This is a genomic window from Bacillus sp. DU-106 (genome assembly GCF_004799705.1).
GTDB lineage: Bacteria > Bacillota > Bacilli > Bacillales > Bacillaceae_G > Bacillus_A > Bacillus_A cereus.
In genome coordinates, this window is the sequence record NZ_CP026607.1 from 90001 (window position 1) to 104349 (window position 14349).

The following is a 14349-nucleotide window of genomic DNA, read 5'->3' on the forward strand; positions in this document are numbered from 1 at the left end:
ACCGTGTGCCTACAAATAGTCAGAGCCCGTTAACGGGTGATGGCGTGCCTTTTGTAGAATGAACCGGCGAGTTACGATCCCGTGCGAGGTTAAGCTGAAGAGGCGGAGCCGCAGCGAAAGCGAGTCTGAATAGGGCGTTTAGTACGTGGTCGTAGACCCGAAACCAGGTGATCTACCCATGTCCAGGGTGAAGTTCAGGTAACACTGAATGGAGGCCCGAACCCACGCACGTTGAAAAGTGCGGGGATGAGGTGTGGGTAGCGGAGAAATTCCAATCGAACCTGGAGATAGCTGGTTCTCCCCGAAATAGCTTTAGGGCTAGCCTTAAGTGTAAGAGTCTTGGAGGTAGAGCACTGATTGGACTAGGGGTCCTCATCGGATTACCGAATTCAGTCAAACTCCGAATGCCAATGACTTATCCTTAGGAGTCAGACTGCGAGTGATAAGATCCGTAGTCAAAAGGGAAACAGCCCAGACCGCCAGCTAAGGTCCCAAAGTGTGTATTAAGTGGAAAAGGATGTGGAGTTGCTTAGACAACTAGGATGTTGGCTTAGAAGCAGCCACCATTTAAAGAGTGCGTAATAGCTCACTAGTCGAGTGACTCTGCGCCGAAAATGTACCGGGGCTAAATACACCACCGAAGCTGCGGATTGATACCAATGGTATCAGTGGTAGGGGAGCGTTCTAAGGACAGTGAAGTCAGACCGGAAGGACTGGTGGAGTGCTTAGAAGTGAGAATGCCGGTATGAGTAGCGAAAGACGGGTGAGAATCCCGTCCACCGAATGCCTAAGGTTTCCTGAGGAAGGCTCGTCCGCTCAGGGTTAGTCAGGACCTAAGCCGAGGCCGACAGGCGTAGGCGATGGACAACAGGTTGATATTCCTGTACCACCTCTTTATCGTTTGAGCAATGGAGGGACGCAGAAGGATAGAAGAAGCGTGCGATTGGTTGTGCACGTCCAAGCAGTTAGGCTGATAAGTAGGCAAATCCGCTTATCGTAAAGGCTGAGCTGTGATGGGGAAGCTCCTTATGGAGCGAAGTCTTTGATTCCCCGCTGCCAAGAAAAGCTTCTAGCGAGATAAAAGGTGCCTGTACCGCAAACCGACACAGGTAGGCGAGGAGAGAATCCTAAGGTGTGCGAGAGAACTCTGGTTAAGGAACTCGGCAAAATGACCCCGTAACTTCGGGAGAAGGGGTGCTTTCTTAACGGAAAGCCGCAGTGAATAGGCCCAAGCGACTGTTTAGCAAAAACACAGCTCTCTGCGAAGCCGTAAGGCGAAGTATAGGGGGTGACACCTGCCCGGTGCTGGAAGGTTAAGGAGAGGGGTTAGCGTAAGCGAAGCTCTGAACTGAAGCCCCAGTAAACGGCGGCCGTAACTATAACGGTCCTAAGGTAGCGAAATTCCTTGTCGGGTAAGTTCCGACCCGCACGAAAGGTGTAACGATTTGGGCACTGTCTCAACCAGAGACTCGGTGAAATTATAGTACCTGTGAAGATGCAGGTTACCCGCGACAGGACGGAAAGACCCCGTGGAGCTTTACTGTAGCCTGATATTGAATTTTGGTACAGTTTGTACAGGATAGGCGGGAGCCATTGAAACCGGAGCGCTAGCTTCGGTGGAGGCGCTGGTGGGATACCGCCCTGACTGTATTGAAATTCTAACCTACGGGTCTTATCGACCCGGGAGACAGTGTCAGGTGGGCAGTTTGACTGGGGCGGTCGCCTCCTAAAGTGTAACGGAGGCGCCCAAAGGTTCCCTCAGAATGGTTGGAAATCATTCGTAGAGTGCAAAGGCATAAGGGAGCTTGACTGCGAGACCTACAAGTCGAGCAGGGACGAAAGTCGGGCTTAGTGATCCGGTGGTTCCGCATGGAAGGGCCATCGCTCAACGGATAAAAGCTACCCCGGGGATAACAGGCTTATCTCCCCCAAGAGTCCACATCGACGGGGAGGTTTGGCACCTCGATGTCGGCTCATCGCATCCTGGGGCTGTAGTCGGTCCCAAGGGTTGGGCTGTTCGCCCATTAAAGCGGTACGCGAGCTGGGTTCAGAACGTCGTGAGACAGTTCGGTCCCTATCCGTCGTGGGCGTAGGAAATTTGAGAGGAGCTGTCCTTAGTACGAGAGGACCGGGATGGACGCACCGCTGGTGTACCAGTTGTTCTGCCAAGGGCATAGCTGGGTAGCTATGTGCGGAAGGGATAAGTGCTGAAAGCATCTAAGCATGAAGCCCCCCTCAAGATGAGATTTCCCATAGCGTAAGCTAGTAAGATCCCTGAAAGATGATCAGGTTGATAGGTTCGAGGTGGAAGCATGGTGACATGTGGAGCTGACGAATACTAATAGATCGAGGACTTAACCATATAATATGTAGCAAATGTTATCTAGTTTTGAAGGAATATGCCTTCATAGTTTGGTGATGATGGCAGAGAGGTCACACCCGTTCCCATACCGAACACGGAAGTTAAGCTCTCTAGCGCCGATGGTAGTTGGGACCTTGTCCCTGTGAGAGTAGGACGTCGCCAAGCAACTAAACACGAGTCAAATGACTCGTGTTTTTTCGTGTTTTCTTTTATAATCCATAGTAATTAAAAAAATATGCTTAAATAATTACTATTTTGATTAAATGCAGGGGAATGTGGCTAGGATAGTGAATAAGCAAAAGAGTTGCAAATTTTATTAATACGTATATAATTAAAGTCAAAGATAGTCAAAGTCAATAAAGGTGGCGGATAAATGAGAAATATATCTGATATCATTGAGCAATATCTAAAGCAAGTTATTGACTTAAGTAATAATAATGTGATTGAAATCAAAAGAAATGAGATTGCGGATCGATTCGAGTGCGTACCATCTCAAATCAATTATGTAATCAATACCCGTTTTACATTAGAAAGAGGATTTGTAGTAGAAAGTAAACGTGGTGGAGGAGGTTACATTCGCATTATAAAAGTCAAACTGCATGATGATATAGACATTATTGATCAAATGCTTCATATGATTGATCATAGCGTTGCACAAGGGAATGCAGAGAGTATGATTATACGTTTATTAGAAGAGGGAATCATAACAGGCCGTGAAGCAAAATTAATGTTAAGTGTACTAGATCGTTCTGTATTATCAATGGATATTCCTTCTCGAGATGAACTTAGGGCTCGAATATTATGCGCAATGTTAAGAACACTGAAATATAAATAAATACAGCTTTTGTAAAAGAATGATAATTAAGATAGGGCAGTTAAATATTGTAGAAGTTTTGAAAAAGAGCATGTACTTTTATCTGAGTGGATTAAGGAAAGAGGACAATCTAGTAATGTATGAAAAGTATCATGAGGTAGATCGTTCCTGTTGTAAAGGTGGGGATATTGATGACTTGTCAAAACTGTAATATAAGACCAGCAACTTTACATTATACAAAAGTAATCAACGAGAAGAAGGCGGAAGTTCATCTTTGTGAGCAATGTGCGGAGCAAAGTGGCTATACGTCTTTCTTTCAATCATCACAGTCTAACTTTTCATTTCATGATGTATTTGCTGGTTTATTACACGGTGAATCAACAATGTTTGGAGAAGGAAAAAACGGGTTTTCAAATACAAATACAGTAAGATGTCCAGATTGTAAGATGACATATGAACATTTTACAAAAGTGGGACGCTTTGGTTGTGCTTCTTGTTACGATACATTTAAAGGACACTTAAACCCATTGTTAAAGCGACTTCATGGTGGACATACAGAACATTGTGGAAAAATTCCGGAACGAATGGAAGGAAATATCCACTTAAAGAAAGAATTAGATGAACTAAAACTTATTCTGAAACAATATGTACAGAATGAGGAGTTTGAGAAAGCTGCTGAGGTAAGAGATGAGATTCGAGGGCTTGAAACTCAGCTTAGTGAGCATAGAGAGGGGGAGTAGTTCTATGTCACTGGACAAAATTATGAATGAAGCGATTAGTCCATGGATGAAGGGGGATGGCCCTGATTCTGATATTGTTTTAAGTAGTCGAATTCGTTTGGCTCGTAATTTTAAGCAATATCAATTTTCTACTATGCAAAACGAAGAGGAAGCTCAAAAGGTTCAAGAATTATTTAAAAAGAAATTTATAAATAAAGCGGTAGAGCCCTTTGGGAAGTTTGGACTATTAAAAATGAATGAACTAACTCCTCTTCAAAGGCGAGTTTTAGTCGAAAAGCATTTAATTAGTCCAAATCTAGCAGGGACCGAATATGGAGCATGTCTGTTATCAGAAAGCGAACACATTAGTGTGATGCTTAATGAGGAAGACCACATTAGGATTCAGTGCCTATTTCCAGGACTACAGTTATCAAAGGCGCTTCAAAGCGCCAATCAAATAGATAATTGGATTGAGAAAGAGGTTGAATATGCTTTTGATGAATCACTTGGATATATTACGAGTTGTCCTACTAACGTTGGTACAGGATTAAGAGCTTCTGTAATGATTCATTTACCAGGGCTGGTTTTAACAAAAAGAATTAGCCGTATTATACAAGTAATTCAAAAATTAGGTTTAGTAGTAAGAGGAATATACGGTGAAGGTAGCGAAGCGTTAGGTAATATATTTCAAGTATCAAATCAAATGACGTTAGGGAAATCCGAAGAAGATATTATTGCAGATTTAAAGAGTGTCATGCAGCAAATTATACAACAAGAAAAATTGGCCAGAGAATTAATTGTACAAAATTCGAGCATTGAGCTTGAAGATAAGGTTTATCGTTCTTACGGTATACTAGCAAACAGTCGTTTAATTCAATCTGCAGAAGCGGCAACTTGCTTATCGGATGTACGACTCGGTATTGATCTAGGATATATAAAAGGTATATCGAGAAATATTTTGACTGAGCTAATGGTTCTTACGCAACCTGGTATTTTACAACAATATGCAGGAGGACCTTTAGGACCAGAAGAAAGAGATTATCGAAGAGCAACCTTAATCCGTGAGCGATTACGTATTGAAAAAAACTAAGCGCAAGTAGGAGGCGATTTCTATGATGTTTGGAAGATTTACAGAAAGAGCACAGAAAGTATTAGCTTTATCTCAAGAGGAAGCAATTCGCATTGGGCATAATAACATTGGAACAGAACATATTTTACTTGGGCTTGTACGCGAAGGTGAAGGAATTGCAGCAAAAGCGTTAATTGCTCTTGGATTGAGCCCGGAGAAAGTGCAAAAAGAGGTAGAAGCGTTAATTGGACGTGGAACAGAAGCTTCTCAAACTGTACATTATACACCTCGTGCTAAAAAAGTTATTGAATTGTCTATGGATGAAGCGCGTAAGCTAGGACATTCTTATGTTGGAACAGAACATATTTTACTTGGCTTAATCCGTGAAGGTGAAGGTGTAGCGGCACGTGTATTAAATAATTTAGGTGTAAGCCTCAACAAAGCAAGACAACAAGTGTTACAACTTCTTGGAAGTAACGAAGCAAGTTCAGGTCACCAAGGTGGTTCATCGACAAATGCAAATACACCGACACTAGACAGTTTAGCGCGCGACTTAACAGTTGTTGCACGTGAGAATCGTTTGGATCCTGTTATTGGACGTAGTAAAGAAATTCAACGTGTAATTGAAGTGTTAAGCCGTAGAACAAAAAACAATCCAGTGTTAATTGGAGAGCCTGGTGTAGGTAAAACAGCAATTGCTGAAGGGTTAGCACAGCAAATCGTAAATAATGAAGTTCCTGAAACGTTAAGAGATAAGCGTGTTATGACACTAGATATGGGAACAGTGGTAGCTGGGACGAAATATCGTGGTGAGTTTGAAGATCGTTTAAAGAAAGTAATGGATGAAATACGTCAAGCAGGGAATATTATTCTATTTATTGATGAACTTCATACATTAATCGGTGCAGGTGGAGCAGAAGGTGCAATCGATGCATCGAATATTTTAAAACCATCTTTAGCACGCGGAGAATTACAATGTATTGGTGCGACAACTTTAGATGAGTATCGTAAATATATTGAAAAGGATGCAGCTTTAGAGAGACGTTTCCAGCCAATTCATGTTGATGAGCCGAGTCTAGAAGAATCAACTCAAATCTTGAAAGGATTACGCGATCGTTATGAGGCGCATCACCGTGTGTCTATTACAGATGATGCAATTGATGCAGCTGTAAAACTTTCAGATCGTTATATTACGGATCGTTTCTTACCAGATAAAGCAATTGATTTAATTGATGAAGCTGCTTCAAAAGTTCGCTTGCGTTCTTATACAACACCACCAAACTTAAAAGAGCTTGAAGTGAAGCTTGAGGAAATTCGAAAAGAAAAAGATGCGGCTGTACAAAGTCAAGAGTTTGAAAAGGCTGCTTCCTTACGTGATATGGAACAACGCTTACGTGAGAAATTGGAAGATACAAAACGTCAGTGGAAAGAACAACAAGGAAAAGAAAATTCAGAGGTTACGGTAGAAGATATTGCAAATGTCGTTTCTACATGGACACGTATCCCTGTTTCTAAACTTGCACAAACAGAGACTGATAAATTATTAAACTTAGAATCCATTCTTCATGATCGTGTCATCGGTCAGGATGAAGCTGTAGTGGCTGTAGCGAAAGCTGTTCGTCGTGCAAGAGCAGGATTGAAAGATCCGAAACGTCCAATTGGTTCATTTATTTTCTTAGGGCCAACAGGTGTAGGTAAAACAGAATTAGCAAGAGCATTGGCAGAATCTATGTTCGGTGATGAGGATGCAATGATTCGCATTGATATGTCTGAGTATATGGAGAAACATTCAACTTCTCGCTTAGTTGGTTCTCCTCCAGGATATGTTGGGTATGAAGAAGGCGGACAATTAACAGAGAAGGTTCGTCGTAAGCCTTATTCAGTTGTCCTATTAGATGAAGTAGAGAAGGCACATCCTGATGTATTTAATATTCTACTACAGGTATTGGAAGATGGTCGTTTAACTGATTCTAAAGGACGTACAGTTGATTTCCGTAATACGATTGTTATTATGACGTCTAACGTTGGTGCTGAGGCGTTAAAACGTAACAAACATCTTGGATTTAACGTACAAGATGAAAGCCGTGATTATTCGGATATGAAAGGTAAAGTAATGGATGAGCTGAAAAAGGCATTTCGTCCAGAATTCTTAAACCGTATTGATGAAATTATCGTATTCCATATGCTTGAGAAAAAACATATTCAAGAAATTGTGACTCTTATGGTAAATCAGTTAGTGAATCGCTTAAAAGAACAAGAAATTGAATTGCACTTAACAGAAGGAGCGATTGCAGCTATTGCTGATAAAGGGTTTGATCGTGAATATGGTGCTCGTCCACTACGTAGAGCAATTCAGAAGCATGTAGAAGATAGACTATCGGAAGAACTTTTAAAAGGTGCTATTGAGAAAGGTCAAAAAGTTATCTTTGATGTAGAAGGGGAAACATTTGTCATTCATAGTGCTGAAAAGGTAAAATAAGTATAGACAAACTAAGAGGGCTACGAGATAGCCCTCTTTCTTGTACGAGAAGGTCAAATGTTTATAGATGAAAGCGAAGTGACATATAAAAAGATATGGCTAAAAAGAAAACAAAATTCACATGTCAAGAGTGTGGTTATCAATCACCAAAATATATGGGTAAATGTCCAGGGTGTGGTCAATGGAATTCGCTTGTTGAAGAGATGGAACCCGTTGTATCATCCAGACGCCTAAATTATGCAAATGCAATTCAAACAGAAGTAACAAAACCAAGACGTCTTACAGAAGTAGAAACAAAGTCTGAGGCACGTATTGAAACAAAATTTCAAGAGTTTAACCGTGTACTAGGTGGCGGAATTGTAGATGGATCTTTAGTACTTATTGGTGGGGACCCTGGGATTGGAAAATCAACGTTATTATTACAGATTTCCTCGCAATTAGCAGATGCTTCATATGATGTATTGTATATATCAGGTGAGGAGTCAGCAAAGCAGATTAAACTTCGTGCAGATCGTTTACATGTAAATGGTAGTAATCTATTTGTTGTATCAGAGACAGATTTACAGCGTATTGCAGCACATATTGAAGAGATGAATCCTGCTTTTGTTGTTATTGATTCTATTCAAACGATACATTTACCTGAGGTAACATCAGCTCCTGGTAGTGTGGCGCAAGTACGTGAATGTACAGCAGAATTAATGAAACTTGCAAAAACAAAGGGAATCCCAATTTTCATCGTAGGACATGTGACAAAAGAAGGTGCAATTGCGGGACCGCGTATGCTAGAACATATGGTTGATGCAGTTCTTTACTTTGAAGGAGATCGACACCATACATATCGTATTTTACGAGCTGTAAAGAATCGTTTTGGTTCTACGAATGAAATGGGTATCTTTGAAATGAAAGAACTTGGCCTTGCAGAAGTCTTAAATCCTTCTGAAATTTTCCTTGAGGAAAGACCAGTTGGAGTTGCAGGTTCAACAGTAGTTGCCTCAATGGAAGGAACAAGACCAGTTTTAGTAGAAATACAGGCATTAATTTCCCCTACTAGTTTTGGAAATCCTCGAAGAATGGCGACAGGAATTGATCATAATCGTGTCTCGCTTATTATGGCGGTACTAGAGAAAAGAACAGGTTTACTATTACAAAATCAAGATGCGTATTTAAAAGTAGCTGGTGGTTTGAAATTAGACGAACCGGCAATTGATTTAGCTGTCGCCTTAAGTATAGCTTCAAGTTTTAGAGATAAATCTACGGCACCAACTGATGCGGTAATAGGAGAAGTTGGATTAACTGGAGAAATAAGAAGAGTATCAAGAATTGAACAACGTGTACAAGAAGCAGCTAAATTAGGATTTCAACGTGCTATCATTCCTAGAAAAAATTTAGGGGGATGGACAATTCCAGAGGGGATTGAGGTTGTAGGTGTTTCTAATTTGGGAGAAGCGCTTCGTTTGACATTAGGAGGCTAGGCTATGGAAGAAAATAAGCAACGTGTCAAAAGTATGATTAACATTTTACAGCTCGTGGCCCCAGGAACACCACTGCGCGAAGGGATAGATAATGTACTTCGCGCACAAACGGGGGGACTAATTGTTCTTGGGTATAATGAGCAGATTAAAAGCATTGTTGATGGTGGTTTTCATATTAATTGCGCATTCTCTCCTGCTAGTTTATATGAATTAGCAAAAATGGATGGAGCACTTATTTTAAATGAAACTGGAAGTAAAATTTTAATTGCAAACGCACAGTTAGTTCCAGATTCATCTATTGATTCTATTGAAACAGGTATGCGTCACCGAACAGCAGAGCGTGTAGCAAAGCAGACGGGCAGCCTTGTTGTGGCCATTTCACAAAGACGTAATGTAATTACGCTATATCAAGGGAACTTACGTTATACATTAAAAGATATAGGTGTCATTTTAACGAAGGCAAATCAAGCAATTCAAACGCTAGAAAAATATAAGGCTGTATGGAATGACGGCATTACGAATTTGGGTATTCTAGAATTTGAAGAGGTCGTTACAATGTCCGAGGTGGTTCACGTTTTACATAGTGTTGAAATGGTGCTGCGTATTAAAAATGAAATATTGAGCTATATTCATGAGTTAGGAACAGAAGGTAGGTTAATTCGTTTACAGCTTACAGAATTACTAGCTGATTTAGAGGCAGAGGCAGCATTGTTAATTAAAGATTATCACCAGGAGAAAACACAAGACCATCATCAAATCTTGAAAAAGTTACAAGATCTTGCAAATACACAACTTTTAGAGGATAGTGATTTAGTTAAATTGCTTGGCTATCCAGGACAAACAAGTTTAGAAGAAAGTGTGACACCTAGAGGGTACCGAATCACAAGCAAGATTTCTCGTGTTCCGCCACTTATTATCGAGAATTTAATTAATCGATTTAAAACATTGCAAGGTGTTTGCCGAGCAACTATTAATGAATTGGATGATGTGGAAGGAATTGGAGAAGTGAGAGCGAAGAAAATACGAGAAGGTCTAAAAAGAATTCAAGAGCATCTCTATATGAGTAGACACAATTAAGAATATTACATTGATTCTATAATATAACGACACTAGAACATTTTTGGTATATGATATGATATATTGGTAAATAAAACTATTTACAAAAAAACACGTCCGCTTTTGCATTCGGCGTTTTGATTAGCGAAACAATGGTTAATAATGAGTAGGAGGTGGTTGGATGTTAAAACGGATTGTACAGCTCTTCTTTTTAGTGATTGGGGGAGCGTTAGGGATTTACTTAATCCCCAAAATTATTAATGTATTAGATATCGGTGCGGTTCCTTTGTTGGAAGGATCGTATGTTCGTGCAATTATTGGTGCAATTATTTTATTTTTAACAACATTTTGGCTTGTAGATTATATTGTTCAACTTATTAAGCATATTGAAGAGGCTCTTGTAAAGGCGCCTGTAGCAGATGTTTTATTTGGTACATTAGGATTAATCTCTGGTCTTATTGTTGCATATTTAATTTTGATACCAATTCGTGAATTTACAATTCCAGTTATTAGTACGGTGTTGCAAGTGTTCTTCACCCTTTTACTTGGATATTTAGGATTCCAAGTAGGATTTAAAAAAAGGAATGAATTGCTAGGATTATTTACATTACCCCAACGCGGAGGTAAGAAGAAAAACAATAGTGAGAATGAAGAGGTAGAGGTCGAAGCAGAAAAATCTACGACTCATTGGAAAATTCTCGATACGAGTGTAATTATTGACGGACGTATTGCAGATATTTGCCAAACAAAGTTTTTAGAAGGAACAATTGTCATTCCGCAATTCGTATTAGAAGAGCTTCAGCATATTGCCGATTCTTCAGATGCTTTAAAGCGTAATCGTGGCCGCAGAGGGCTAGACATTTTAAATCGTATTCAAAAGGAGATGCCAATTCCGGTAGAAATTTATGAAGGCGATTTCGATGATATCCAAGAAGTAGATAGCAAGCTTGTAAAGTTGGCAAAAATCACTGGTGGAACTGTAGTAACAAACGATTTCAATTTAAACAAAGTTTCTGAATTACAAGGGGTTACGGTGTTAAACATTAATGATTTAGCTAATGCGATTAAACCAGTCGTACTCCCTGGTGAAGAATTAAGTGTTTATGTTGTGAAAGATGGTAAAGAACAAAATCAAGGTGTTGCATACTTAGATGATGGTACGATGATTGTAGTAGAAGATGGTAGAGAGTATGTGGGTTCACAACTTGACGTACTTGTTACTAGCGTATTACAAACATCGGCTGGTCGTATGATTTTCGCAAAACGTAAATTGCTAGAAAAAGCATTATAAGTAGAGGATTATTAATATGTATACATTAATTATTCCGGCAGCAGGCCAAGGAAAACGAATGGGTGCTGGTAAAAATAAGTTATTTTTACTTATAGATGAAGTACCAATTATTGTGCACACATTGCGTGCTTTTGAAAAAGATAAAGCGTGCAAAAGTATTATTATGGCAATTAACGAAGAAGAACGCCCGTATTTTGAAGAGTTAATGCAGAAGTACCAGATTGAAAAGCACGTACAATTCATTCAGGGTGGAGCCGAAAGACAAGATAGCGTCTATAACGCACTTCAGTATGCGAGTGGTGTCGAATATGTTCTTGTGCATGACGGGGCGCGCCCGTTCGTAACGAATAAAGTGATTCGCGATGTATTAACTGCAGCAGAAAAATATGGAGCTTCCATTTGTGCAGTGCCAGTAAAAGATACTGTTAAGAAAGTAGAGCAGGGTGTTGTTGTAGAAACGGTAGAGCGATCTCAACTTAACGCTGTACAAACACCACAAGGATTCTCTGTTTCTCTTTTGCTAGAAGCTCATAGAAGCGCAAAGCAAAGTTGTTTTCTTGGCACAGATGATGCAAGTCTCGTAGAACGTGTTGGGAAGCAAGTAGGTGTAGTAGAGGGGAGTTACTATAATATTAAAGTGACGACTCCGGAAGATCTATTAATTGCTGAAAGTTTCCTACGTGTTCAAAAGAAATAACATTGATGACGTGTTAATAAAGAAAAGCTCGGCAACAGCCGGGCTTTTCTTTATAAGGATAGCGATATAATATAGAGTCATAAAGCTCAGTAGTTTAGCTTAAGGAGGAAGTAAGGATGTTTCGAATTGGACAAGGTTTTGATGTACATGAATTTGCGGAAGGGCGCCCGTTGATTATCGGTGGAATTACAATTCCACACGAGAAAGGATTAATCGGCCATTCAGATGCAGATGTATTGTTACATACGATTGCTGATGCATGTTTAGGTGCGATTGCAGCAGGAGATATCGGAAAGCATTTTCCTGATACAGACCCAGCTTTTAAAGATGCAGATTCAGCTGTATTGTTACAAAAAGTTTGGGAATTTGTGCGTGAACAAGGTTACGAGTTAGGAAATTTAGATTGTACAATTATTGCTCAAAAACCAAAAATGGCACCACATATTGAGAGTATGCGTAAGCGCATTAGTGAACTGTTAGAAACGTCTATCGATAACATTAATGTAAAGGCAACAACAACAGAAAAATTAGGATTTACAGGTAGAGAAGAAGGGATTGCTTCTCAAGCGGTTGTTTTATTACAGAAAAAATAATGGTTTTTAATTCGTAAGATGGATAATCACATTTTTTTGGTGTACAATTATAGAATGTGTTGACATTAAGAATGGAAGGTGTACCAATTATGGAAAAGCAAGTGAGAGTGCGCTACGCGCCAAGTCCAACAGGACACTTACATATCGGAAATGCGCGTACGGCATTATTTAATTATTTATTTGCTCGTCATTTAGATGGCAAATTTATTATTCGTATTGAAGATACTGATGTAAAACGTAACGTGGCTGGTGGAGAAGAAAGCCAATTAAAATACTTGAAATGGCTCGGTATGGACTGGGATGAAGGTGTTGATGTTGGTGGTGAATTTGGACCATATCGCCAAACAGAGCGTTTAGATATTTATAAAAAATTATATGAAGATTTATTAGAGCGTGGTCTAGCTTATAAATGTTATATGACAGAAGAAGAGCTAGAAGCAGAGCGTGAAGGACAAATCGCTCGCGGTGAAACACCTCGTTACGCAGGTAACCACCGTGAATTAACTGAAGAACAAGTGAAAGAATTTGAAGCTGAGGGACGTATTCCAAGTATTCGTTTCCGTGTACCAGCTAATCGTGACTACACATTCAAAGATATTGTAAAAGATGAAGTTGCGTTCCATTCAAATGATTTCGGTGATTTTGTTATTGTGAAAAAGGATGGAATTCCAACTTATAACTTTGCAGTAGCAGTAGATGATCATCTAATGGAAATTACACATGTACTTCGTGGTGATGATCATATTTCAAATACACCGAAACAAATGATGATTTATGAAGCTTTCGGCTGGGATATTCCACAATTCGGTCATATGACTCTAATTGTTAATGAAAGTCGTAAAAAGTTAAGTAAGCGTGATGAATCTATTATTCAATTTATTGAGCAATATAAAGAGCTTGGGTATCTTCCAGAAGCAATCTTTAACTTTATTGCACTACTAGGTTGGTCTCCGGTAGGAGAAGAAGAAATCTTCTCTAAAGATGAGTTTATCAAAATGTTCGATGCAGCTCGTTTATCAAAATCACCTGCATTATTTGATTCTCAAAAACTAAAATGGATGAACAACCAGTATATGAAAAAGCAAGATTTAGATACGGTTGTAGAGTTAAGCTTACCGCATTTAGTGAAAGCTGGACGTGTGGGAGAAACTTTAAGCGAACAAGACCAAGCTTGGATTCGTGATGTAATTGCTTTATACCATGAACAAATGAGTTTTGGAGCTGAAATTGTAGAGCTTTCTGAAATGTTCTTTAAAGATCATGTTGATTATGAAGAAGAAGGACAAGAAGTATTAAATGGTGAACAAGTACCTGAAGTACTTCGTGCATTTGCTGGTCAAATAGAAGCTCTAGAAGCAATGGAGCCAGCAGCAATTAAGGCAGCGATTAAAGCAGTTCAAAAGGAAACAGGACATAAAGGTAAAAATTTATTTATGCCAATCCGTGTTGCAACTACAGGACAAACGCATGGTCCAGAGCTTCCGAATGCTATTGCACTTCTTGGAAAAGAAAAAGTTTTAAATCGTCTTCAAAAAGTAATTGGTTAACATTTTCTAGGTTTAGAAATATAATAAGTATACCTAAAACCTAATAAGGAAAAGCGACGAGAAGGAGAAGTAGAAAATCAGGCTTTTTACAGAGAGAACCACCTTTAGGCTGGGAGTGGTTTATAAGCGGATTTTTGAAATGCCCCTTCGAGTCTTCTGCTGAACAGCGAATTGCTTCGTGGGATGTCTTAGGCCGCAAAGTAAGCAGAAGCGGTTTACACCGTTATCATGGATGAGTTTGAGGCTTTTT

10 protein-coding genes, 2 rRNA genes and 1 other annotated feature (2 of these 13 cut by a window edge) are annotated in these 14349 nt (G+C 39.7%); all 12 genes read left to right on the forward strand.

Annotated elements, in window-relative coordinates; all coding sequences use genetic code 11:
• A 23S ribosomal RNA gene (locus C3Y97_RS00505) occupies positions 1-2362 on the forward strand (it extends 560 nt beyond the left edge of the window).
• A gap of 49 nt (positions 2363-2411) precedes the next feature.
• Positions 2412-2527, forward strand: a 5S ribosomal RNA gene (gene rrf / locus C3Y97_RS00510).
• Positions 2528-2735: 208 nt separating this feature from the next.
• Complete coding sequence (ctsR, locus tag C3Y97_RS00515) at positions 2736-3197, forward strand: transcriptional regulator CtsR (RefSeq protein ID WP_001244565.1); 462 nt, start codon at positions 2736-2738, stop codon at positions 3195-3197.
• 170 nt (positions 3198-3367) lie between these two features.
• Positions 3368-3916 carry a protein-arginine kinase activator protein McsA gene (gene mcsA, locus C3Y97_RS00520; protein ID WP_000128399.1) on the forward strand — a complete coding sequence of 183 codons (549 nt, stop codon included), beginning with the start codon at positions 3368-3370 and terminating at the stop codon, positions 3914-3916.
• Between the two features lie 4 nt (positions 3917-3920).
• Positions 3921-4985, forward strand: coding sequence for a protein-arginine kinase McsB (gene mcsB, locus C3Y97_RS00525; RefSeq protein ID WP_000050842.1), 1065 nt, complete (start codon positions 3921-3923; stop codon positions 4983-4985).
• A gap of 22 nt (positions 4986-5007) precedes the next feature.
• Entirely contained in the window at positions 5008-7443 is a 2436-nt protein-coding gene (clpC, locus tag C3Y97_RS00530) for an ATP-dependent protease ATP-binding subunit ClpC (RefSeq protein ID WP_000971183.1), read from the forward strand.
• A 95-nt stretch (positions 7444-7538) separates the two neighbouring features.
• A complete protein-coding gene (gene radA, locus C3Y97_RS00535) occupies positions 7539-8915 on the forward strand; it encodes a DNA repair protein RadA (protein ID WP_001085202.1) in 1377 nt (458 codons plus the stop codon).
• A 3-nt stretch (positions 8916-8918) separates the two neighbouring features.
• On the forward strand, positions 8919-9992 hold the full coding sequence (gene disA, locus C3Y97_RS00540; protein ID WP_000392163.1) for a DNA integrity scanning diadenylate cyclase DisA: 1074 nt from the start codon (positions 8919-8921) through the stop codon (positions 9990-9992).
• A 160-nt stretch (positions 9993-10152) separates the two neighbouring features.
• Positions 10153-11262: a PIN/TRAM domain-containing protein gene (locus tag C3Y97_RS00545; protein ID WP_000919677.1), complete on the forward strand. Its 1110-nt coding sequence runs from the start codon at positions 10153-10155 to the stop codon at positions 11260-11262.
• A 16-nt stretch (positions 11263-11278) separates the two neighbouring features.
• Entirely contained in the window at positions 11279-11959 is a 681-nt protein-coding gene (gene ispD / locus C3Y97_RS00550; RefSeq protein WP_000288284.1) for a 2-C-methyl-D-erythritol 4-phosphate cytidylyltransferase, read from the forward strand.
• Between the two features lie 116 nt (positions 11960-12075).
• The gene (gene ispF, locus C3Y97_RS00555; protein WP_000488386.1) at positions 12076-12552 is read left to right on the forward strand and encodes a 2-C-methyl-D-erythritol 2,4-cyclodiphosphate synthase; all 477 of its coding nucleotides are present in this window, start codon (positions 12076-12078) and stop codon (positions 12550-12552) included.
• 89 nt (positions 12553-12641) lie between these two features.
• The gene (gene gltX, locus C3Y97_RS00560) at positions 12642-14099 is read left to right on the forward strand and encodes a glutamate--tRNA ligase (protein WP_000415146.1); all 1458 of its coding nucleotides are present in this window, start codon (positions 12642-12644) and stop codon (positions 14097-14099) included.
• A 47-nt stretch (positions 14100-14146) separates the two neighbouring features.
• Positions 14147-14349: a binding site (T-box leader), on the forward strand (it continues 44 nt past the right edge of the window).

What these genes read in the sequence shown, in the direction of transcription:
- ctsR (WP_001244565.1), top strand. Translation starts at nt 2,736, where the DNA reads ATGAGAAATATATCTGATATCATTGAGCAATATCTAAAGCAAGTTATT.
- mcsA (WP_000128399.1), top strand. Translation starts at nt 3,368, where the DNA reads ATGACTTGTCAAAACTGTAATATAAGACCAGCAACTTTACATTATACA.
- mcsB (WP_000050842.1), top strand. Translation starts at nt 3,921, where the DNA reads ATGTCACTGGACAAAATTATGAATGAAGCGATTAGTCCATGGATGAAG.
- clpC (WP_000971183.1), top strand. Translation starts at nt 5,008, where the DNA reads ATGATGTTTGGAAGATTTACAGAAAGAGCACAGAAAGTATTAGCTTTA.
- radA (WP_001085202.1), top strand. Translation starts at nt 7,539, where the DNA reads ATGGCTAAAAAGAAAACAAAATTCACATGTCAAGAGTGTGGTTATCAA.
- disA (WP_000392163.1), top strand. Translation starts at nt 8,919, where the DNA reads ATGGAAGAAAATAAGCAACGTGTCAAAAGTATGATTAACATTTTACAG.
- C3Y97_RS00545 (WP_000919677.1), top strand. Translation starts at nt 10,153, where the DNA reads ATGTTAAAACGGATTGTACAGCTCTTCTTTTTAGTGATTGGGGGAGCG.
- ispD (WP_000288284.1), top strand. Translation starts at nt 11,279, where the DNA reads ATGTATACATTAATTATTCCGGCAGCAGGCCAAGGAAAACGAATGGGT.
- ispF (WP_000488386.1), top strand. Translation starts at nt 12,076, where the DNA reads ATGTTTCGAATTGGACAAGGTTTTGATGTACATGAATTTGCGGAAGGG.
- gltX (WP_000415146.1), top strand. Translation starts at nt 12,642, where the DNA reads ATGGAAAAGCAAGTGAGAGTGCGCTACGCGCCAAGTCCAACAGGACAC.